General features: G+C 62.0%; 16 protein-coding genes and 1 other RNA gene. 6 read left to right on the top strand and 11 right to left on the bottom strand.

Annotation, left to right across the window (positions count from 1 at the left end):
- Positions 1-6 precede the first annotated feature (6 nt).
- Entirely contained in the window at positions 7-6,261 is a 6,255-nt protein-coding gene (locus FKL89_RS19225; RefSeq protein ID WP_156864328.1) for a hybrid sensor histidine kinase/response regulator, read from the top strand.
- Between the two features lie 20 nt (positions 6,262-6,281).
- On the opposite strand, the gene rnpB is transcribed toward FKL89_RS19225, so the two are convergent.
- From rnpB to hyi, 6 genes are all read right to left on the bottom strand, one after another.
- An RNA gene (rnpB, locus tag FKL89_RS19220) (RNase P RNA component class A) lies at positions 6,282-6,633 on the bottom strand.
- Positions 6,634-6,834: 201 nt separating this feature from the next.
- Complete coding sequence (locus FKL89_RS19215; RefSeq protein WP_156864327.1) at positions 6,835-8,022, bottom strand: urate hydroxylase PuuD; 1,188 nt, start codon at positions 8,020-8,022, stop codon at positions 6,835-6,837.
- A gap of 94 nt (positions 8,023-8,116) precedes the next feature.
- Positions 8,117-8,467, bottom strand: a complete 351-nt coding sequence (gene uraH / locus FKL89_RS19210; RefSeq protein WP_156864326.1) for a hydroxyisourate hydrolase — start codon at positions 8,465-8,467, stop codon at positions 8,117-8,119.
- Between the two features lie 2 nt (positions 8,468-8,469).
- Positions 8,470-8,988, bottom strand: a complete 519-nt coding sequence (gene uraD / locus FKL89_RS19205) for a 2-oxo-4-hydroxy-4-carboxy-5-ureidoimidazoline decarboxylase (protein WP_156864325.1) — start codon at positions 8,986-8,988, stop codon at positions 8,470-8,472.
- A gap of 98 nt (positions 8,989-9,086) precedes the next feature.
- Positions 9,087-10,577, bottom strand: a complete 1,491-nt coding sequence (locus tag FKL89_RS19200) for a nucleobase:cation symporter-2 family protein (protein WP_156864324.1) — start codon at positions 10,575-10,577, stop codon at positions 9,087-9,089.
- A 269-nt stretch (positions 10,578-10,846) separates the two neighbouring features.
- Positions 10,847-11,623: a hydroxypyruvate isomerase gene (hyi, locus tag FKL89_RS19195; protein ID WP_156864323.1), complete on the bottom strand. Its 777-nt coding sequence runs from the start codon at positions 11,621-11,623 to the stop codon at positions 10,847-10,849.
- A gap of 155 nt (positions 11,624-11,778) precedes the next feature.
- Here hyi and puuE point away from each other — a divergent pair, with 155 nt between their 5' ends.
- From puuE to FKL89_RS19180, 3 genes are read left to right on the top strand one after another with little or no spacing between them, the layout of a single operon-like run.
- Positions 11,779-12,711, top strand: a complete 933-nt coding sequence (puuE, locus tag FKL89_RS19190) for an allantoinase PuuE (protein WP_156864322.1) — start codon at positions 11,779-11,781, stop codon at positions 12,709-12,711.
- A gap of 13 nt (positions 12,712-12,724) precedes the next feature.
- Positions 12,725-14,002: an allantoate amidohydrolase gene (locus FKL89_RS19185; RefSeq protein ID WP_156864321.1), complete on the top strand. Its 1,278-nt coding sequence runs from the start codon at positions 12,725-12,727 to the stop codon at positions 14,000-14,002.
- A 9-nt stretch (positions 14,003-14,011) separates the two neighbouring features.
- Positions 14,012-15,250: an ArgE/DapE family deacylase gene (locus FKL89_RS19180; protein ID WP_156864320.1), complete on the top strand. Its 1,239-nt coding sequence runs from the start codon at positions 14,012-14,014 to the stop codon at positions 15,248-15,250.
- Positions 15,251-15,256: 6 nt separating this feature from the next.
- Here FKL89_RS19180 and FKL89_RS19175 read toward each other — a convergent pair whose 3' ends face one another.
- Genes FKL89_RS19175 through FKL89_RS19155 form a run of 5 tightly spaced genes read right to left on the bottom strand, consistent with a single transcriptional unit; the run spans position 15,257 to position 19,017 of the window.
- The gene (locus tag FKL89_RS19175; RefSeq protein ID WP_156864319.1) at positions 15,257-16,519 is read right to left on the bottom strand and encodes a dihydroorotase; all 1,263 of its coding nucleotides are present in this window, start codon (positions 16,517-16,519) and stop codon (positions 15,257-15,259) included.
- Positions 16,516-17,478 carry an aspartate carbamoyltransferase catalytic subunit gene (locus FKL89_RS19170; protein WP_156864800.1) on the bottom strand — a complete coding sequence of 321 codons (963 nt, stop codon included), beginning with the start codon at positions 17,476-17,478 and terminating at the stop codon, positions 16,516-16,518. The genes FKL89_RS19175 and FKL89_RS19170 overlap by 4 nt, the downstream gene beginning before the upstream one ends.
- Entirely contained in the window at positions 17,478-17,990 is a 513-nt protein-coding gene (gene pyrR, locus FKL89_RS19165; protein WP_156864318.1) for a bifunctional pyr operon transcriptional regulator/uracil phosphoribosyltransferase PyrR, read from the bottom strand. The genes FKL89_RS19170 and pyrR overlap by 1 nt, the downstream gene beginning before the upstream one ends.
- 14 nt (positions 17,991-18,004) lie before the next feature.
- On the bottom strand, positions 18,005-18,460 hold the full coding sequence (gene ruvX / locus FKL89_RS19160; protein ID WP_156864317.1) for a Holliday junction resolvase RuvX: 456 nt from the start codon (positions 18,458-18,460) through the stop codon (positions 18,005-18,007).
- The gene (locus tag FKL89_RS19155) at positions 18,457-19,017 is read right to left on the bottom strand and encodes a YqgE/AlgH family protein (protein WP_156864799.1); all 561 of its coding nucleotides are present in this window, start codon (positions 19,015-19,017) and stop codon (positions 18,457-18,459) included. Before FKL89_RS19155 ends, ruvX begins: the two co-directional genes overlap by 4 nt.
- A 58-nt stretch (positions 19,018-19,075) precedes the next feature.
- Between FKL89_RS19155 and FKL89_RS19150 the strand changes: the two genes are divergently transcribed.
- Positions 19,076-20,548: a cryptochrome/photolyase family protein gene (locus FKL89_RS19150; RefSeq protein ID WP_156864316.1), complete on the top strand. Its 1,473-nt coding sequence runs from the start codon at positions 19,076-19,078 to the stop codon at positions 20,546-20,548.
- Between the two features lie 49 nt (positions 20,549-20,597).
- Entirely contained in the window at positions 20,598-21,386 is a 789-nt protein-coding gene (locus FKL89_RS19145; RefSeq protein WP_156864315.1) for a 3-hydroxybutyrate dehydrogenase, read from the top strand.
- The last annotated feature ends 14 nt before the right edge of the window (positions 21,387-21,400 follow it).

Here is a 21,400-nt window from a genome sequence, read left to right as displayed (position 1 = left end):
CGAACCGTGGCAATTGACATCCCGCTCGAACTCGACAGTGGCCCCATCACATGGGTGAAGGCGGAGATCGATAGCGCGCTTTACCGCGCCCTGGAGAGCATAGAAAAGTTGCGCTCCGCCCCTTCGGCGGAGTTGCGCAATGCCGTACGTTCAGATTTGCACCAGGTCGCGGGCGCCTTCGAGCTGGTCGGCATTGAAGGCCTGGCGGTCTTGGTGCAGGAATTTGAACGCCACTTCAGCAGCGACGTCGAGTCCGTGCCCAAAGAGGCGCTGGATCTTGTCGATCGAGGCTGCCGGCGGCTTCTGTCTCATCTGAAGGAAATGGCCAGCGGTTCACCGCCGGTGCCGCTTCGCTTTATTCCCGAATATCTGGCGCTGGGCAAGCTGCGCAACGCGAAGTACGGCCCCGCCGACCTGTTTTTCCCGGACTTGTCCCGGCGACCGGCGCGCGTTCAGGATGCTGCACCGCCCGAACCGTCACGGATGCCGGCATTTCTGCTTCGGCAGCGTCGTGACTTCCAGCAGGGCTTGCTGCAGTGGCTGCGTGGCAGCGAGGCTGGCCTTGACCAGATGCGCCGCGTCATCTCGGATATCGAGGCGGCCTATCCTCTGCCGTCGCAACGTTCGTTCTGGTGGTCGGCCCACGCGCTGGTGGTGGCAACGCAGACCGGCATGGTGGAGCCATCCACCGCGCTCAAGCAACTGCTTGCCCGCATAGACCTGCAGGTGCGTCGCTTTGTCGAGGGGTCCACGCGTGTCGCGGACCGCCTGCGCCGTGAAGTGCTCTATCACGTTGCCCGTGCGCGCAACGGCAACCCGCTGGTTGACGAAGTCAAGAATCTGTACGAACTTGATGTTCTGGTGCCGAAGCGCGTGCCGCGCGAGATTGATGTGGTTGCGTTGCAACCGGCAATCAATGCACTCGGCGCCATCGTTGGTCGTTGCAAGGATGCCTGGACCAGCCTTAACGCGGGTCGCGGCAATGCCTTTACGAAGTTGCGCGAAGCCACCGGTGAATTGCCGGCCGCATGCGACGCACTGCACATGCCGGAGTTCTCAAGTCTCGGTCGCGGCATCGCCAACGCTGCGATGTCGGTCGGTGAGGGCAAGGTAATCGGCGATGACCTTTCCATTGAGTTCGCGACCAGCCTGATCCTGATCGAGACGGCGCTCGAGCACATTGCGGCGTTGCCGTCGTCGTTCCGGACGCAGGTTGATCGTGCCCTGCAGCGGCTCCACTACGCTACGACAAACGCCCCGATTCCGGTCGAACTGCGTGCTGAGAACGAAGACAACTCGCTTACCCGTCTTGCCCAGGAGCGGCAGACGATTTCGCAAGTTGCGAAGGAAATCCGCGCCAACATGCGGCTCGTCGAACAGGCGCTGGATGCGGTGTTCCGTGACCGCAGTGCGACTGATGAACTCAAGCCTTTGCCTGCCTTGCTGGGTCAGGTATCCGGCGCGATGCGCATGCTTGGCTGGAACGATGCCAATGAGCTGCTCACCAAGACATCGGATCGGTTGATTGATTCAGTTCGCAACGAAGCCGAACTGAGTTCGCAGGACATTGATTCGCTGGCAGACGTGCTGGCCGGTTTGAGTTTCTACATCGATGTTCGCGAGCGTCGCGACCGTGATGCCGACGAGATTCTTGCTGGTCTGAAGCGTCGCTTTCTCGGTGAGGGAGCTGCTGCCTCCGACACCGCAGAAGATGACAGTGTTGAGGCCTCCCTGGCGGAACGTCAACGCATGTTGCGTCCTCTGGCGCGGGCGATCAACGATCAGCCTGACCAGTCGGCGCTGCGCGAAACCCTGCGCTCCACGCTGCAGGGAGTGCGTCAGGACGCAGAACTCCTCTCCGACCCGGGCTTGTCGCACGCGTCCAGCGAAGCCCTGCGCCTGCTTGACAGCAATGACGCGCAGTCGGCAGATTTGAGCGCCGCTGTTGCCGCCGTTGCTGCGGTAGTGGGAGGCAGTGCCGAGGTGCCGCCGACGTCGGCAGAAACGTCGAGGTTGGTGGAGTCGCAACCGGAAGAGCGCGACAGTGCGCTGCTGGACATCTTCGTTGAAGAGGCGACCGAGGTTGCTGCCGCTGTCCGCACCAACTACGCTGAACTGCAGGCCCATCATGGTCGTCGTGACGTGTTGGTGGATATCCGGCGGGCCTTTCATACGCTTAAGGGTAGTGGCCGGATGGTTGGTCAGACCGATCTGGCAGAGGTTGCCTGGCGTGTCGAGCGGGTACTGAACGGCACGCTGGAAGAGGAGCGTCCGGCGACGGAAGCCGAACTGCGCCTGATCGGTGTCGCTGCGGACAAATTCACGGCCTGGATCGATGCACTTCAGGACAAGCGTGCAGTAACCGTAGACGTGGATGCGCTTGATGAATTGATTGCGCAATGTGGGCACAAGCCGCCGGCAGCTGCCGCGGCACCGGACGTTTCGCGTGTTGTCGAACCGACTGTCAGTGCGGCGCAGGAGCACTTGCCGGAGGTAGCGGCCGCTGCCACACACGTCGATCTCGACGCGTTGCTGATGACGGCCAAACCGCCTGTTGCGCACGAAGAGCCGCTGCACGATTCTCTGCTGCCGTTGATCGAGGTCACCGCACTTGAAGAGCCTGAGCCGGCGGTTGAACCCATCGATCACAGTAGCGTTTCCCTGCCTCTCGACGGGCAGGATGATGATTTGCAGGTGCTCGGCGTAACGGTTTCCCGAGCCCTGTTCGCAATACTCACAGACGAAACCCGCGTCCACCTGCAGACGCTCGAGTACGAACTGACGCTGATGCAGTTCGATACCGCGCTGCCGCCCAGTGATGCGATGGTGCGCGCCAGTCACACTTTGTGTGGCATTCACCGTACCGCAGGATTTCTCGAGATCGGCGATTTCGCCGGGCTGCTCGAGGGGGCACTGATGGCGGTTCGCCGCGCCGGGCGTACATCGCAGTCGGTAGGCGTCTTCGCGACGGCGATTCAGTGCCTGCGCACGGCCACCCTGCGTCTGCAGGCGCAGTCACGCTTGTCACCGGAGGAGCTGGCCGACCAGATCCGGACGCGTGCACAGTTGCAGTCGTTGATTGCGGAGACCGGTAGTCGCGACCTCGGCGTCGAGGTCGAATTGATTGAGCAGACGCATGCGGAGGAGCAGGCGCTTGCTACGTTCGCGCCCGAGCCGGTACCCGCGACGGTCACACTGGATTTTGCCGCTGAGCCGCCTGCAGCCAGTACAACCGAGGCAGCCGTCGCCGCTTCTCCGGCAGTCAGCCCCGATGCGCTACTACCCGCCGAGGTTGAAGTGCCGGAGCCGGCATCTGCCTCGATCGAACTGGCTCTGCCCGCCGTTGCCACTGCGGCCGCAGCAGTAACTGCGGCCACGCTGGTAGCGCCGATCGTTGCATCGCCGTCGGCGGTTACACCGCCCGAGCGGACTTTGGTCCCGGAGCTCAGTCAGCCAAGCGTTGCTCCCACATTGGAGTCGCCAGAACCACCGGCGGTTGTTGTCACAGTTTCTGAGAACGTTCAGGCCGCGGCGCCGACAGGTGTCAGCGTCCGCGTGGCAACGCCTTCACTGACGGTGACCGAGCTTGCGCCCGAGCAGCGGCTGGCAGCACCCGCACGGGCGGCCCCCAAAGTCGTGGAAGACCCGCTGTCCGAGATTCGCGACGACATCGACGAGCAGGTCCTGCCGATATTCCTCGAGGAAGCGCAGGAGCTCTATCCGAAGGCGAGCGAACAGGTAACCGGCTGGCGACGCAGCCCGCAGGACGGAAGCTTCTCCGACGGTCTCAAGCGCACGCTGCACACACTCAAGGGTAGCGCCCGCATGGCTGGCGCGATGCGCCTTGGTGAGCTCGCACACAATTTTGAGACACGTCTGGTTGACGTCTCCGGCGTTCCGACGGCATCTGTATTCGATAGTTTCGACGAATATCTAGACGATATCGCCTACCTGCTTGAACGCCTGACACGTGGGGAGAAGGACGTTGTCCTGCCACGCTACCAGCCCAAGGCTGACGAGGCGGTAGCAGCGGTTGATGAGATCAACGTGGCCGAGCCGGTTGTCGCAACCGAAGCGGCTGCGGCGACCGACAGCGTTGCGGAAGTGACGACGACTGTCGCCGCCAAACCGTCCGTTGCGGAAATTGCCCAGCGATTGGCGTCACGCCCGGCGGCAGCGGCGCCGGCAGCAGCGCCGGTTACCCCGGATGCGACCGCGTTCCTGCGCGTTCGCAGCGACTCCGTTGAGCAACTGTCTGACGAGGCTGGCGAAATCTCGATTGCACGGTCGCGTATCGAAGCCGAAATGCGCAATCTCAAGGGTGGGTTGCTCGACCTCACGGCATCGGTGGTCCGTTTGCGTGGGCAATTGCGTGAAATCGAAATTCAGGGCGAGTCGCAAATTCAGTCGCGCCTCGATCAGGAGTCGCAGTTTGATCCGCTGGAGTTCGATCGCTACACGCGATTCCAGGAGCTGACCCGCGGTCTCGCCGAAGGTGTGAACGACGTTGCCACCGTGCAACAGAGCTTGCTCAAGAACCTTGCCGACGCGGAAAACGCGCTGTCGACACAAACCCGCTTGTCACGTTCGGTACAGCTGCGCCTGCAAACGCTGCGTACAGTGCCATTCACCAACGTTTCGGATCGACTCTATCGCACCCTGCGGCAGACTGCGAAAGACCTGAAGAAACGCGCCAACCTGGATATTCGTGGCGGACGAATCGAGGTGGACCGTAGCGTGCTGGAGCGCCTGACGCCGGTGCTGGAGCACTTGGTGCGTAACGCGCTGGCGCATGGCATCGAACCCGAGCTGGTCCGCCAAAGTCGCGGCAAACCGGAAATTGGCGAAATAACGCTGACCGTACGTCAGCAGGGCAATGAAGTCGCCATCTCGCTCGCCGATGATGGTGGCGGCATCCCGCTTGACAAGGTGCGCGACCGGGCTGTTGCTCACGGCCTGATTGGTGCCGACGATGCTGTTGCGGAGTCGCAGCTGCTGGAGTTCATCTTCCAGCCCGGGTTCTCGACTGCAGATGTCGTGACCGCCGTCGCAGGACGTGGCGTTGGCATGGACGTGGTGCGCAACGAGGTCACCGCACTCGGCGGTCGCGTCGAGGCGCATACGGTGACTGGCGTCGGGACGACCTTCACACTGTCGGTGCCGCTGACGCTGGCGGTCACGCAGGTGTTGCTGGTCGGCGTTGGCAAGGCGGTATTTGGTATCCCGTCGTCCATCATTGATCAGGTGCGGCAGATTCCGACGCGCGAGCGCATCGCTGCAGCGAGCAGTGGTGTCTTGCAACATGCGGGTCAGGCGGTTACTTACCGGTCACTCGGCGCCCTGACCCGTGTGCCCCACGACACTTCCGACCAGCGCACGGCGCCTGTCATGGTGCTGCGTTCCGGCGATTTGATGGCTGCGGTTGAGGTTGATCGCATCATCGGCAACCAGGAAGTGGTCGCCAAGCCCTATGGGCCGCAGATGGCTCGTGTGCCGGGTCTTGCGGGGCTGACCGTGCTCGCGGACGGCACCATTACGCTGCTGCTGAACCCGATCAATCTGGTGCTCAGCCAGGAAACCGAGGCTGCACGCCGTCCGCAGCCGGTGGCGGTGCCCGCAGTCACTACTGCGGCACCATCACTGGCGCCGATCGTGGCGGAGGTTGTGGCTCCCGTTGCCGCGGAAATTCCGGCAGTGGCAGCCCCAGTGCCGGCGCTCGAATCACCTGCCACAGCCGATCATGTGGCTGTGCCGGCGCCAGCACCGGTCGTGCAGCAAACGCCTGTGGTAGAGGCGGAACCCGTTGCGGCAGTACCTGTCGCGGCAGCGGCAGCGCCCGTCGCACCGGTGTATGTGCCACCGCCTGTGGTCGCCCCGGCGGAACCGCGAGTTCCGATGGTGCTGGTGGTCGACGACTCGCTGACGGTGCGCAAGATCACCACCCGCCTGCTCGAGCGTGAGGGCTATCGCGCGCTGACGGCGAAGGACGGTCTCGACGCGCTGCAGGTGCTTGCCGACAACAATCCGGATGTGATCCTGCTCGACATCGAAATGCCACGCATGGATGGTTTCGAGTTCACCAAGACGCTCAAGGCGGACAACCGGCAGAGCGACATCCCGATCATCATGATCACGTCGCGCACTGCGGAAAAGCATCGCAGCCACGCGATGGAGCTGGGCGTCAACGAGTACCTTGGCAAGCCGTATCAGGACGACCAGTTGCTGGCGCTGATCGCGAAGTACGCCGGCAAACCGGCGTAACAAGGCCGGCCTGGGCTGAAGATGGAAGCCGGCCTGTAGGCCGGGTTCTGTCGGCGGCCGGTGTGACCCGGTTCGCCGCAGCAGTCATTCCTCTAGGCCCACCGTTGCCGGTGGGCTCAAGCTACCTACCCGCACGCTCCGACGAGCCGCCTTGGGTGAGCGATTGCTCGCTCACGGCGCATGCCTATTTGGTATTGCTCCGGGTAGAGGTTGCCGCGTTTCACCGTAACTGAATACGCTCGTCTCTGTGGCCCTGGTCCTCGCCTTATGCCTTGCGGTTTTCGGCGGACGGCCGTTAGCCGTTACCCTGCTCTATGGAGCCCGGACCTTCCTCCCGTCACTTGCGTGACCAGCGACTGCCCAGCCGGCTTCCGCAGCAATTATCCCGCATCTGCGAGTGGCGACGACAGGTGCGGATGCAACCAGAACGAGCAGCAGCTTTCAGCATAAAAGCCCGTCCCGATTGGGCTAAGAGCCATAAAACACGAAAAGTCGAAATTTAGTCAATCCCGCCATTGAGCCCAAATTCGATAAGGCTTTCAGAGAAAAGCTGTTGCCAACCGAAAGCGCAACTCACTCCGGTTTCGCGCCTGCCTTGACCCAGGCACCAAGCTTGTCGCGCTCACTGTCCGTCATCTGGGTTGAGTTGGCCATCGGCATCACCCGCGCAACCACCGCCTGCTGGTACATCGCCTGGGCGTTCTTGATGATCAGTTCGGGGGTGTGAAGCTGAATGTTCTTTGAGAATACCTGCGCGTTATGACACATCTGGCAACGCTGCTCGACAATCACCTTGACCTCGGCGAACTTTGGCGTTGCCGCCTCGCCGCTCGTCGATGACCGCGGTGACGGAGCGATCCAGATGGCGACCGCTGCCAGCAACGCTGCACCCATCGCGAAGAACTTGTAGTCGCGCTTGCCCTTGTGCTTGAGCACGAAGAATTGCCGGATCAGCGCACCGGCCAGCATGATGAGCGCCAGCACCAGCCAGTTGTTTGGCGCGCTATAGGTCATGCTGTAATGGTTCGAAAGCATCGCGAACAGAACCGGCAGCGTGAAATAGGTGTTGTGCACGCTGCGCTGCTTGGCGCGCATCGGGTGCATCGGGTCGGGCTTCTGCCCGGCCTTCATCGCCGCGACCGTCTTCTTCTGGCCCGGAATGATCACCATTAGCACATTCGCGCTCATTGCAGTCGCCAGCATCGCACCGGTGAGCAGGAACGCGGCGCGGCCGGCAAACAGATGACAGGCGATGAAGGTGGCTGCAATCACGTAAACGAACACCAGTACGCCGACGATCAGATCACCGTTCTTGCGCTGGCCAAACGCGCGGCAGATGCCGTCGTAGACCACCCAGCCCATCACCAGATAGACGAGCGAGGCGACAATCGCCGCCGCCGATGAATCCCACGCGAAGACATTCTTGTCGATCAGGAAAGTCTGCGCGTTGAACAGGTAGAGCACGACGAACAGCGCAAAACCGCTCATCCACGTCCAGTAGCTCTCCCAGTAGAACCAGTGCAGGTGCTCGGGCAACTGTTTCGGCGCGACCATGTACTTCTGCGGGTTGTAAAAGCCGCCGCCGTGCACGGCCCACAGCTCGCCGTCAACGCCCTTGTCCTTGAGATCCTGCGCCGCAGGCCTGACCAGGCTGTTGTCCAGCCAGACAAAGTAGAACGATGAGCCGATCCACGCGATGCCGGTGATCACGTGCAGCCAGCGCAGCAGCAGGTTCAGCCAGTCGCCGATGTAATTTTCCATAGTGCTTCGCAATGACGGGTGACGAATGACGAGTGACGAGACATGCGGGACTCGTCACTCGTCATTGGTCATTCGTCCTGTGCGAGCATGCGCACTAACTTCCCCGATAGGTCGAATAGGTCCACGGCGAACACACCAGCGGTACGTGATAGCTGCCACCATCTTCGGCGATGCCGAAGTCAATCGGCACCACGTCAACGAATGGCGGGTCGGGCAACGGCACGCCTTTGCTGCGGAAGTGCTCGCCAACGTGAAACACCAGCCGGTAGCGACCGCGCTTCACGTCCGCATCTTTCAGCAGCGGTGCGTCAGTACGGCCATCGGCATTGGTGCGCACGGTGACCAGCAGCTTCGGCGACGGCTCCATCGAGTAAAGCTCAATGAGCACATTGGCCGCCGGGCCACCGTGCACGGTGTCGAGGATGTGTGTTGAGAGCTTGCCCATCGCTATTCGGTGATGATGTCGAGCAGACGCAGGCGGGCGATCTCGCCGACCTGCATCAGGTTGTTGTTGAACTCCATGTCGCGAGTGTTCAGCAACCGCGACTTGATGGCGCCGAAGATCGCGCCCTGCGTGTTGTTGCGCGCCGCGATGATGAAAGGAAAACCAAACTTCTCGCGGTATCGCGCATTGAGTTCGCGCAGTTGCGTCACGTCTTCTGCGGTCATTGCCGAGAGCCCGGCGGCCGCCTGTTCCCGTGTTGACTCACTGGTGAGCGTGCCGGCGGCCGCCTCCTTGCCCGCCAGTTCCGGGTGGGCGTTGAGCAGCGCCAGTTTCTCTGCCGCAGACGCCGATTGCACGGTTGCAACCAGCGCCGCGTGGACGGCTGCTCGCGACGCGAAGCCAGCGACCGGCTTCGAGGCAAAGGCGCGCTCGGCGATCCATGACGAATGCTCATAGACCGCACCGAACGCGGCGGAGAAATCAGCGGGCGAGAACTGGTTGATTTGTTGCAGCGTGGGCATGAGCGAAGCTTAATCCTTGTGGCGTTGTGGGAGCGCGTCTGCCCGCGATAGCCAAAGCGGCATTCGCGGGCGAGCCCGCTCCAACAAGACGGGCGCGCTTAGTGAGAATCCGCCTGCTTGGCTGCCTCAACCGCTGCGCTGTCATCGCCACGCGCACCATTGAAGAACAGGTTGAGCAGCACAGCTGCCAGTGACGACAGCAGGATGCCGGATTCGATCAGCGGATGAATGTCGTGCGGCATCCACTGCTTGAAATTCGGCGCCACCAGCGGAATCATGCCGATACCAATCGACACTGCCACGATGAAGGCGTCGTAGCGGCTGTTCTTGAAGTCCACGTTGGCAAGGATGCGTATACCGGTGGCGGCCACCATGCCGAACATCACCAGCCCGGCGCCACCCAGCACCACCGTCGGCAGCGACTCCACCAATGCGGCGAGCTTCGGCAGCAAACCCAGCAGCACCAGAATGATGCCGCCCGCCACGCAGACGAAGCGCGAGCGCACACCGGTCACCGCAACAAGACCAACGTTCTGCGAAAAGCTGGTGTAGGGGAAGGTGTTGAAGATGCCACCAATCAGCGTGCCCAAGCCATCGGTGCGCAGCCCGGCAGCCAGCGCCTTCTGGTCCACCTTGCGGCCGGTCATTTCGCCAAGTGCCAGGAACATGCCGGTGGATTCGATCATCACCACAATCATCACCAGCGTCATGGTCAGGATCAGGATTGGGTCAAAGGTGGGCGTGGCGATCTCAAATGGCAGCACCATGTCGAAGAGCGGCGCTTTGACGACCTTGTCGAAATTCATCTTGCCGGTGATCGTGGCGACCACGCCGCCAATGACGATGCCGATCAACACCGCAATGTTCGAGACAAAGCCCCTGGCGAAGCGCGCAATCAGCAGGATCGATACCAGCACCAGCGCCGCGATCCCCACGCCCGCAAGCTCTGCATATTTCGGGTTGGGCACGCTCGGCGCCAGTGTCACGCCTTTTGGCAGCGCCGGCAGCGCGGAGCCGGGGGCGGAGGCTGCCGCAGTCACATCGGCCAGCCACTTGGCGTGATCGGGGTTGACCATTGACGGCGCGGTTGGCCCGACCGGATTGCCGAAAATCCAGTTGATGCCGATTCGCATCAGGCTAATGCCGATCACGGCGATGATCGTTCCCGTCACGACCGGTGGAAAAAAGCGCAGCATGCGACTGACGATCGGTGCGATCAACATGCTGATTACGCCCGCACCAATAATGGCGCCAAAGATCGCGCCCGCGCCCGCAAGCCCCGGATTGCTGCCCGCCATCGCCACCATCGGCGCAACGGACGCGAAAGTGACCCCCATCATGACCGGCAGGCGGACGCCAAGCCACTGCGTCGCACCCAGCGACTGAATCAGCGTGACGATGCCGCAACAAAACAGATCTGCCTGAATCAGCATGGTGACCTGCTCTGGCGTGAGCTTGAGCGCACGCCCGACGATCAGCGGCACCGCGACCGCGCCGGCATACATCACCAGCACGTGTTGCAGGCCAAGCGCACCGAGTCGGGGCAGTGGCAGCTTTTCATCCACCGGGTGGACAGCGGAATCGGACATCGTTTCCCTCCTTGCGATGACGTTCAATGGCAACCAGAGGCATGCGCGTGGCGCAACAATCATGCCATTCCGCTTCCGGTGCCGCGCGGCGATCAGCGCTCCTCCGCCAATCGCCAGCCTGGCCGTGCCCATGCCCCGTCGCGCCGGTGAAGACCGATGGCGAAGGGGACGCGAGCAAGCCAAGACGCAGGAGTCTAGAGTCAGCTCCAGGCCTTGGCTATAAGCGGTGGTCTATGAGGCCTATGGTGGACGAGAGCCAACACGCAGAGCTAGCGATAGCGGGACATCCAGCCGAGACCGGCCTCGGTATTGGTCTGCGGCCGGTATTCGCATCCCACCCAGCCGTCATAGCCAAGTGCGTCAATGTGCCGGAGTACCCAGTCATAGTTGATTTCACCGGTGCCGGGCTCGTGACGGCCGGGGTTGTCGGCGATCTGGATATGGCCGATGCGTCCGATTTGCGCGCTCAGTGTGGCGCCCAGTTCGCCCTCCATGCGCTGGGCGTGATAGACGTCGTACTGCAAAAACAGATTGTCCGAACCAACTTCGTCCATGATCGACAACGCTTCAGCCGTGCGATTGACAAAGTAGCCGGGGATGTCAAAGTGGTTGATCGGCTCCGTCACCAGCCGGATGCCCTCGCGCTTGCACTCGGCGGCAGCGTGGCGCAGATTGGCCACCATCGTGCGTCGCGCTGTGGCGGGGTCAACAGTGTCGGGGCGCCGTCCGGCAAGGCAGTTCACCCGTTCGCAGCCCAGTGCATGCGCATATTCAATGGCCCTGGCAACGCCATCGCGGAATTCAGCCTCTCGGCCCGGCAGACACGCGAGCCCCCGTTCACCTTGGTCCCAGTCACCCGCCGGCAGGTTGAAGAGCGCCTGCGTCAGCCCATTGGTCTTTAGAACCGCAGCGATCTCGCGGGCATCATAGGGGTAGGGCGCCATGTATTCCACTGCCCGAAAACCGGCGCGGGCGGCGGCCTCGAGACGCTCCATGAACGGCAGCTCCTGAAACAGGAAGGAGAGGTTGGCGGAGAATTTGGGCATGATGCTGACGGCGTGACTTGACGCGGCAAGTATGCCAAGAACCCGCACAATGCGACGGCCCTGGGCGGCGCGGCACAATAGCCCCCATAACCCGCGACCGCTAGGGGCGAGGCATCTCGCTCGCTAGACTGCGCGACTTGCATGCCCCAAACATCATGAGCTGGACTCCCGACTACCCCCGCGACCTCGTTGGCTACGGCCGCACGCCACCCCTTGCGCAATGGCCCAACCGCGCGCGGATCGCCATCAACTTCGTGCTGAACTACGAAGAGGGGGCGGAAAACTGTGTTCTGCACGGCGACGCGGCGTCCGAGACCTTCCTGTCGGAAATCAATGGTGCTGCCGCCTTCGAGGCGCGCCATCTGTCGATGGAGTCGATGTACGAGTACGGTTCTCGCGCCGGCCTGTGGCGCATCCTGCGTGAATTTGCAACGCGCAATCTGCCATTGACCGTCTTCGGCGTAGCGGCGGCACTGCAGCGGCATCGCGAAGCGACGGCCGCGTTCTGCGAACTCGGCCACGAAATTGCCTCGCACGGCCTGCGCTGGATTCATCACCAGCACATGGCGGAAAGTGAAGAACGCCGCCAGATTGCCGAGGCCACGCGCGTCATTCGTGAACTGACCGGTGGGCAATGGCCGTTTGGCTGGTACACCGGTCGTGACAGTCCGAATACCAAACGCCTCGTGCTTGAGCACGGTGGCTTTGAATACGACAGCGATCACTATGGCGATGACCTGCCGTTCTACCTGCCAGTCGCGATGGCCGATGGAGCCGTCAAACGGCAGCTCATCGTGCCCTATACGCTCGACGCCAACGACATGAAATTCTCGTCGGCCGCAGGTTTCGCCAACGGGCAGGATTTTGCGCAGTACCTGATCGACACCTTCGACGTGCTGTACGCCGAGGGCGAGGACCGGCCCAAGATGATGAGCGTGGGCATGCACTGCCGGCTGCTTGGCAAGCCGGCACGACTCAAGGGCTTGCAAAAGTTTCTTGATCACGTCGAAAAACACGACCGCGTCTGGGTGGCGCGCCGCATCGACATCGCGCGGCACTGGCGTGCGGTGCATCCAGACAAGCAGTAAGCGGAGACCCGGCATGAAATTCGGCCCCGACATTCTCAGGCAGGCGGACCTGCTGGCGACATTCAGCGAGGACGCGCCGCAAGTCACCCGCACCTACCTGTCGAAAGAACACAAGCAGGCGGGCGAGTACCTGATCGGCCTCATGCGGGACGCTGGCATGACCGCCGGTTTCGACGAACTCGGCAACATCGTTGGGCGCTACGAGGCGGGTGTGCCTTTCGCGCCGGTGGTGATGACCGGTTCACATCAGGACAGTGTCCGCAACGCCGGCAAGTACGACGGGCTATTCGGCATCCTCTCGCCGATTGCCTGCGTGCGCGAACTGCACCGCCAGGGCAAGCGGCTGCCCTACACGCTGGAAGTCGTTGGCTTCGGTGACGAGGAGGGCGTTCGCTTCCCGGCGACGCTGGTGGGTAGCCGCGCGATGGCAGGGCAGTTCGACCCGGCCTGGCTGGAACGCACCGACTCCAGCGGCGTCAGCATGCGGCAAGCGATCATTGACTTCGGCGGTGACCCTGACGCGTGGCAATCGCTCGATCGTCGCAATGGTGAGCACGGTGACGTGGTGGCGTTTGTCGAGTCGCATATCGAGCAGGGGCCAGTGCTGTTGAACGAGGGGCTGGCCGTGGGTGTGGTGACCGCGATTGCCGGCGCCACGCGCATGCGACTCAATGTCACCGGCCTCGCCGGCCACGCCGGCACCGTGCCCATGGGGGCGCGGCAGGACGCGCTGACCGCTGCTGCCGAGATGATCCTGCTGGTGGAACGCTATTGCACGGAGAACGCCGGGCTGGTCGGTACCGTCGGCAAGCTCACGGTCAAACCCGGCGCCATCAACGTCATTCCGCAGGATGTGGAGTTCACCATCGACGTGCGCTCAGGCACCGACAGCATTCGCACAGCAGCCGTCGCTGCGTTCAAGAGTGAGCTGCTGCGCATCGCAGCGCGACGCAACGTGCGGCTAGCCATTGAAACGCTTTACGACGAGCCTGCAGCATTGTGCGACCCTTCGCTGCAGAAGCAGTTCGAGGTGGCCATCGCCGCCCAGGGCATTGCGCCGCGCTATTTGCCCAGCGGCGCCGGGCACGACGCGATGGTCTTCCCGGCCGTAGCGCCAATGGCAATGCTCTTCATGCGCTGCGGCAACAACGGCATCAGTCACCATCCCGACGAGACGATCACGGCGGAGGATGCTGAAACCGCCACGCAGGTACTTCTGCACTTTTTTGAACACTACCAACCACCAGAATTCAAGGCAGACCGCGCGCAACGTGTGGACCGTGCCATCTGATTCGCTCTTATGACCATCGAAGCCACCCTCGCCCAGTTCATTGATTCCCACCACGCGGAGCAGATCGAATTTCTGCGTCAGATAGTGCGTGTGCCATCCGACACGCCGCCCGGCCATAACAATCCACCGGCAGAAAAAGCAGCCGAACTGCTGACTGCCAAGGGCTACAACGTTGAGCGCTTCGCGGTGCCCGAGCAGCGTGTGCGCGACTATGGCATGCAGTCGATCACCAACCTGATTGTGCGGCAGAAGTTCGGCACTGGCACCGGCCCGACCATTGCGCTTAATGCGCATGGCGATGTGGTGCCACCGGGCGAAGGCTGGTCGTTCGACCCCTACGGTGGCGAAGTCAGGGACGGCCGCATGTACGCCCGCGGCGTGGCCGTGAGCAAAAGCGACATCGCGGGCTTCACCTTTGCGCTGGACGCACTCAAGGCCGCAGAAAGAGCGGGCGCAAAACTCAATGGCAACGTTGAGCTGCACCTCACCTACGATGAGGAATTCGGTGGCCTGGCCGGCCCCGGCTATCTGCTGGAGCAAAAGGCGACGAAACCGGACTATGTCATCGGCGCCAGTTTCAGCTACACCATCGTCACCGCGCACAACGGTTGCCTGCAATTCGAAGTCACCGTGCACGGCACGGCGACGCACGGCTCGATGCCCGAAACCGGCCACGACGCCCTGCAGGCAGCTAACGCGATCCTGAACGCGATCTACGGCAAGCTGCCCGATCTCGCCAAGATCAAATCGAAAGTCCCCGGCATCAACACGCCCACGATGCTGGTCGGCCAGATCGCTGGCGGCACCAACACCAACGTAGTGCCCGGCAAAGTCGTCATGAAGATGGATCGCCGCCTGATCCCGGAGGAGAATCCGGCCGAGGTCGAGGCGCAAGTGCGCGCGATGATCGAAGGCGCCGTGGCGGGGCGTACCGGCATTCGCGTCGAGATCAAGCGTATCCTGCTGGCTAATGCGCTGAAGCCGCTGCCCGGCAACGCAAAGCTGGTCGCTGCCTTGCAGAAGCATGGTGAACGCATCATGGGTGAGCCGATTCCGGCGATTGGTGTGCCGCTTTACACCGATGCCCGTCTGTACGGCGAAGCTGGGATTCCGGTGGTGCTTTATGGCGCTGGCCCGCGCACGGTGCCGGAATCCAACGCAAAACGTGCCGATGAAAATCTGCTGCTCGAAGACTTGCGCAAGGCAACTCAAGTGGTTGCCTGCGCAGTGGCTGATTTGCTGTCCTGATCGCGGTCAGGCAGTCGCCTCATAGGCAACGTGGCCACCAGCGATAGTGGCCCGCACGACGCCGGGAAGCTCGTAGCCTACAAACGGTGAGTTCTTGCCGGCGCTTCGCAGTCCGGCCCGGGTAATCAGCCGGTAAGCGCCAGCGTCGAACACACAAATGTCGGCCGGCAGATCGGCGGCGATGCGCCCTGCCGGCAGCCCGGCAGCGGCAGCGGCGCGGTGCGTGATCCAGCCCAGTGCGTCGGTTAGCGGCACGCGGGAAGTTTCCGCCAGACGCAGCACCAGAGAAAGCAGCACCTCAAGACCCGATGCACCCGGCGCCGCCTCGGCAAATGGCAACTGCTTGGCATCATCCGGGCGGGGCGTATGATCGGAGACGACAGCATCAATGGTGCCGTCAATCACGCCGCTACGCAGCGCATCGCGGTCCCTTGCCGTACGCAAGGGGGGCGACAGCCGGAAGTTGGAATCGTAGTGTCCGATGTCGATGTCGATCAGATGCAAGTGGTTGATTGAGACGTCTGCTGTCACCGCGACGCCACGTGCCTTGGCGTCGCGGATCATCGCTACCGAATCTGCCGTCGAAACCCGGCAGACGTGCAGGCGGGCACCCGTTGCGCGTGCCAGCTCCAGATGGCTGGCCAGTGCTACCACTTCAGCACTGGACGGTATCCCGGCCAGACCGAGACGGGAAGCCACTTCACCTTCGTGCGCAACACCATTTCTGGCCAGATGCAAGTCCTCGGGCTGCAGCCACACCGCATAACCGAAGGTTGCGGCGTACTGCATCGCACGCATCAGGACCTGGGTGTCAGCAATCGCGCAATCGGCCTGCGAAAAGGCGATACAACCCGCCTGCGCGAGCTTCGACAGTTCTGCCAGTTGTGTACCGGCAAGCGCTCGCGTCAGCGCGCCCAGCGGGTAAAGGTGCGTGGCATGAAAGGATTGCGCCCGCAGTCGCAGCATGTCCACGAGGCCCGGTTCGTCAAGCACCGGGTCGGTGTCCGGCGAGCAGACCATGCTGGTAATGCCACCGGCCGAGGCGGCAGCGACTTCGGTCGCCAGCGTGCCGCGCTTGACGTGTACCGCCAGGTCGACCAGCCCCGGTGCGACGATGCAACCGTCGGCATTGATTTCGCGGTTGCTGTGCCAGTCAGTTGGCGCAGCGCCAATGCTGACAATTTTTCCTGCAGCAATGAACAAATCGGCCTGCTTGTCGAACGACGTGGCCGGGTCGACAACACGCCCTTTGCGAATTGCGATCTTCATCGGGTTGCTCCGGCAAGGATGGCCATGACTGCCATGCGCACGGCAATACCAAATGTCACCTGCGGCAGGATGACCGACTGTGTGCCATCGGCGACGGCGGAGTCAATCTCCACGCCACGATTCATTGGTCCGGGATGCAGCACGATCGCATCCGGCTTGGCGAGCGCCAGCTTTTGTGGCGTCAGTCCGTAGCGCGAAAAGTACTCACTGGCCGACGGCAGCAGCGCGCCGCTCATGCGCTCGTTCTGCAGCCGCAACATGGTGACGACATCGACGCCTCTGAGGCCCTCGTCCAGCGAGGTAAATACGCGCACGCCAAGGCGCTCAATGTCCGCGGGCAACAGCGTTCGTGGGCCGATGATGCGCAGCTCGGGCACCCCCAGCGTGGTCAGCGCATGAATCTGTGAACGCGCCACCCGCGAGTGCAGCACGTCGCCCACAATCGCCACCGTCAGGCGGGTGAAATCTTTCTTGTAGTGACGGATCGTGAATACATCCAGCAGGCCCTGCGTGGGGTGCTCGTGACGCCCGTCTCCGGCGTTAACGACATGCACATGTGGCGCCGCGTGCTGTGCGATCAGATGCGGTGCGCCGCTTTCGCTGTGGCGGACCACGAACATGTCGGCATGCATCGCGGTGAGGTTGGCGATGGTGTCAAGGATGGTCTCGCCCTTGTTGGTGCTTGATCGCGCGACGTCAAGACTCACGACGTCGGCCGACAGTCGCTTGGCGGCGATTTCGAAGGTAGTGCGTGTGCGCGTGGAATTCTCGAAGAAGATGTTGAAAATCGATTTGCCACGCAACAGCGGCACCACCTTGACTTCCCGCTCGTTGATGCCGACAAAACTCTCAGCCGTGTCGAGAATTCGCTCGATGATGCGCTTTGGCAAGCCCTCGATCGCGAGCAGGTGATGCAGATCGCCGTTGTCGTTGAGTTGCAGGTTTTTCTTCGACAGCATCAACGTGCTTTCCACGGTTCGGTTGTCAGGACAAACTTGCCGCTTTCGTCGCGATCTAGGGCAAGCATCAGGTCACGGGCCACGATGAGTGGCGCACCCACGTAGTCGGCAGCCACCGGAATCTCGCGACCGCCGCGGTCAACCAGTACCGCCAATTGCACCGAGGCCGGTCGGCCAAAGTCGAACAGCGTATTGATCGCTGCGCGTATGGAGCGCCCGGTGAACAGTACGTCATCGACCAGAACGATATGCGCATCCTGTACCGAAAACGGGATCTGCGTACTGCGGACGTTGGCCTTGAGGCCGCTGGTGGAGAGATCGTCGCGATAGAAGGAGACATCGACGTAGCCAACAGCGTGATCGCCGTCAAGCTCGGCCGCCAGGCGATCGGCCAGCCAGGCGCCGCCGGAATAAACGCCGACCAGTTTTGCGTCACGTGCGATGGCGGGCGCCATCTGCGCCTTCAACGCAGCAAATAACTGCTCGGCATCGGGAAGATTGTGATTGCTCATGGCTGTTCCCATTTTCAGTGAGCATTAGTGGCAGCAAGGCTGTCGATATCAATCGCACCCTCTGCAAAAAAACGGCGCAGAATCTGCGCCGCGGCTTCGGCATCGATGGCCTGCTTTCTGCGCTGCCCGGTCAGCTTGCCACCGGACAACAGTCTCGCCGCTTCCACGCTGGTGTAACGCTCGTCAACCAGAAGAGCGGGGCGCGAGAATCGGCCGCGCAATTGCCTGGCGAACTTCTCGCAGCGTGCCGTCATGGCGTGTGCCGCGCCATCGGGGTGTGTCGGGCGGCCAACGATGAAAGCGGACGGCTGCCACTCGGCCACCAGCGTGGCCACGGCTTCAAACCGTGCTTCGTCGTTGCTGGCGTCAATGGCTGTCAGCGCCCGCGCTGTCGTCGTCAGATCGTTTCCAATGGCGACTCCGATGCGTCGTTCGCCGAAGTCAAACGCGAGATAAGTGCGCGGACTCACGCGTGCCCTGCAATACCGGAAAGCGATAGACGCGAAATGCCGAGCCGGGCCACAGCAGCATCCAGCAGTGCTTCTGGCGCGGTTTCAAACAGCAGATCGGCGTCAGCCGGCACGGTGAGCCACGCGTTGGCGGCGATTTCCTCTTCGAGCTGGCCGGCACCCCAGCCAGCGTAGCCGAGCGTCAGCAACCACTCACGCGGCCCACCTCCCTGCGCAACAGCTTCCAGAATGTCCTTGGAGGTGGTCAGCGATAACTCGTCACTGACGACAATCGAGGAATTCCAGGAGCCGTGCGAGCGATGCAGTACGAAGCCATGCTCGACACTCACCGGGCCGCCGAAATGGACTTTGCGCTGCGATAACGCCAGGTCGGACACCTTGATCTCAATTTGTTCCAGCAGTGATTCCATGGTCAGATCGGTTGGCCGGTTGACGACCACACCCAGCGCACCGCGCTCATTGTGCTCGCACAAATAGGTCACCGTACCCTTGAAATTGGGGTCAACCATGGCGGGCATGGCGATCAGAAAATGACCGGCCAGACAACTGGATTCCATAGGCTCTATTCTACGTGCCGTTTCTCCCGCTTTTCCCCGCCGCTGGCGTCCGCTGCCCATGCAATATCGTTCCGCCCTGATGTGGTTTCGCCGCGACCTCCGCGCCTTCGACAACGCTGCATTGCACGCCGCCCTGGTGAATTCGGCACAAGTTCATTGCGTCTTTGTGTTCGACCGGGAAATACTTGACGGATTGCCAGATCGCCATGATCGGCGGGTAGAGTTCATTCACGCTGCCGTGGTTGAACTGCGGGCGGCGCTGGAGGTTGGCGGTGGCTCGCTCCACGTATTGCATGCTACGGCTGGTGACGCGATACCGGCATTGGCTGCGGAGCTCAATGTTGATGCCGTGTTCACCAATCATGACTATGAACCGTCTGCCTGTGCTCGCGATGGGCGCGTAGCCGCGCAGTTGCAGGCACAGGGCATCACCTTCGAAACGCGAAAGGATCAGGTCATCTTCGAAAAAGACGAGGTACTGACTGGCGCCGGCCGCTTCTTCTCGGTCTTTACACCTTACAAAAACGCGTGGCTAAGGCGACTGGAAGCGTTCTACGTCAAACCCTATCCAATCGAAAAGTACCAGTCGAAGCTGGCAAGGACATTGGAGCCCACTGCAGCGGCGATTCCAATGCTCGCCGAGCTGGGCTTTGAGTCAACCAATCTCCGTCAGCTGTCGTTGCCGACCGGCATGTCTGGCGGTGCCAGTCTGTTCGCCGAATTCCTGCAGCGCATAGACCGTTACGCCGATGCCCGTGACTTTCCGGGAATCAAGGGGCCGTCCTACCTTTCCACGCATCTGCGATTCGGCACGGTGTCGATCCGCAGTCTTGTCGCTGCTGCATGGCAACGCTGGCAGGAAGGCTCGCGCGGGGCCGAGATATGGCTTTCCGAGCTGATCTGGCGTGATTTTTACTTTCATGTCCTGCATCACAACCCGCAGGTGGTCACGCGGTCGTTCAAGCCGGAATACGACAACATTCGCTGGCAGAACGACCACGCGCAGTTTGCCGCGTGGTGCGAGGGACGAACCGGCTATCCGATCGTTGACGCCGCCATGCGCCAGCTCAACCAGACCGGCTACATGCACAACCGCCTGCGCATGATTGCCGCCAGCTTTCTGACCAAGGATCTGCTCGTCGACTGGCGCTGGGGAGAACGCTACTTCGCCGACAAATTAAATGACTACGACCTCGCCGCCAACAATGGCGGCTGGCAGTGGGCCGCATCCACCGGTTGCGATGCACAGCCTTACTTCCGCATTTTCAATCCGGTCAGCCAGAGCGAAAAATTTGATACCCAGGGCGCGTTCATCCGCAAGTATGTGCCGGAAGTCGCCGTGCTGTCCGACCGCGACATCCATGCCCCCTGGTTGACATCGCCGGTCGAGCAGCGGTCGCGAAATTTTGTGCCGGGCCAGAGCTACCCACTGCCGATTGTCGACCACGCTGCGGCACGTGCGCGAACGCTTGCCGAGTTCAAGCGGGTGCTCGGCAGCAAAGCCAGCGCCGGCGTCAGGATGGAGGAATGAAACTCCGATATGATGCGTCGCAGCAATTTTCCGATTCGAGGCCCCGGGCATGAAAACTCTTGAAAACCGTGTTGCGCTGGTGACTGGCTCGACCAGTGGTATCGGCCTGGCGATGGCGAGGCGTCTCGCGATGGCGGGTGCCGAAGTGGTGATGAACGGCTTTGGCGACCCGGCAGAAATCGACTGTCTACGCGAGGAGATCGCCGAATCGGCAAAAACTCGCGTGCATTTCGTGCCGGCAGACTTGTCGAAAGGGGCAGAAGCCCAGATGCTGGTGAAGCAGACCCTCGCGCTTTGTGGCCGCATTGACGTCCTGATCAACAACGCCGGAATCCAGCATGTGTCATCAATCCCGGATTTTCCGGACGACAAATGGGATGCCGTCATTGCCATCAACCTGTCGAGCGCGTTCCACACCAGCAAGATTGCCCTTGCCGACATGCAGAAGCGGGGTTGGGGTCGCATCATCAACGTGGCGTCGGCGCACGGGCTGGTAGCGTCGATCAACAAAAGCGCCTATGTTGCGTCCAAGCACGGCATCATCGGCCTGACCAAGGTAACGGCGCTGGAAAACGCAAAGACGCAGATTACCTGCAACGCGATTTGTCCCGGATGGGTCGATACCCCGCTAGTGCGCAAGCAGATCGAAGCGCGCGCCGCTGCGCAGGGCGTTTCGATTGACGATGCAACGCGGCAACTGGTCGGCGAGAAACAACCCAGCGAGCGCTTCGTGTCGCCGGAGCATCTTGCCGAGCTCGCCCTGTTTCTCACCACGGAAGCCGGCGGCTCCATCACCGGTAGCGCCTACACGATGGATGGTGGCTGGACGGCGCAGTAAACCCGGCCGCACGC

It is taken from the genome of Casimicrobium huifangae (genome assembly GCF_009746125.1).
GTDB classification, from domain to species: domain Bacteria; phylum Pseudomonadota; class Gammaproteobacteria; order Burkholderiales; family Casimicrobiaceae; genus Casimicrobium; species Casimicrobium huifangae.
This window is presented reverse-complemented; position numbering and strand designations above follow the sequence as displayed.

Bases quoted from the DNA above. Each gene is read 5' to 3' on its own strand.
- puuE (WP_156864322.1), top strand. From the start codon at position 11,779: ATGAGCTGGACTCCCGACTACCCCCGCGACCTCGTTGGCTACGGCCGC.
- FKL89_RS19150 (WP_156864316.1), top strand. From the start codon at position 19,076: ATGCAATATCGTTCCGCCCTGATGTGGTTTCGCCGCGACCTCCGCGCC.
- uraH (WP_156864326.1), bottom strand. From the start codon at position 8,467: ATGGGCAAGCTCTCAACACACATCCTCGACACCGTGCACGGTGGCCCG.
- FKL89_RS19180 (WP_156864320.1), top strand. From the start codon at position 14,012: ATGACCATCGAAGCCACCCTCGCCCAGTTCATTGATTCCCACCACGCG.
- FKL89_RS19170 (WP_156864800.1), bottom strand. From the start codon at position 17,478: ATGCTGTCGAAGAAAAACCTGCAACTCAACGACAACGGCGATCTGCAT.
- FKL89_RS19175 (WP_156864319.1), bottom strand. From the start codon at position 16,519: ATGAAGATCGCAATTCGCAAAGGGCGTGTTGTCGACCCGGCCACGTCG.
- FKL89_RS19185 (WP_156864321.1), top strand. From the start codon at position 12,725: ATGAAATTCGGCCCCGACATTCTCAGGCAGGCGGACCTGCTGGCGACA.
- hyi (WP_156864323.1), bottom strand. From the start codon at position 11,623: ATGCCCAAATTCTCCGCCAACCTCTCCTTCCTGTTTCAGGAGCTGCCG.
- FKL89_RS19145 (WP_156864315.1), top strand. From the start codon at position 20,598: ATGAAAACTCTTGAAAACCGTGTTGCGCTGGTGACTGGCTCGACCAGT.
- pyrR (WP_156864318.1), bottom strand. From the start codon at position 17,990: ATGAGCAATCACAATCTTCCCGATGCCGAGCAGTTATTTGCTGCGTTG.
- FKL89_RS19200 (WP_156864324.1), bottom strand. From the start codon at position 10,577: ATGTCCGATTCCGCTGTCCACCCGGTGGATGAAAAGCTGCCACTGCCC.
- FKL89_RS19215 (WP_156864327.1), bottom strand. From the start codon at position 8,022: ATGGAAAATTACATCGGCGACTGGCTGAACCTGCTGCTGCGCTGGCTG.
- FKL89_RS19155 (WP_156864799.1), bottom strand. From the start codon at position 19,017: ATGGAATCCAGTTGTCTGGCCGGTCATTTTCTGATCGCCATGCCCGCC.
- uraD (WP_156864325.1), bottom strand. From the start codon at position 8,988: ATGCCCACGCTGCAACAAATCAACCAGTTCTCGCCCGCTGATTTCTCC.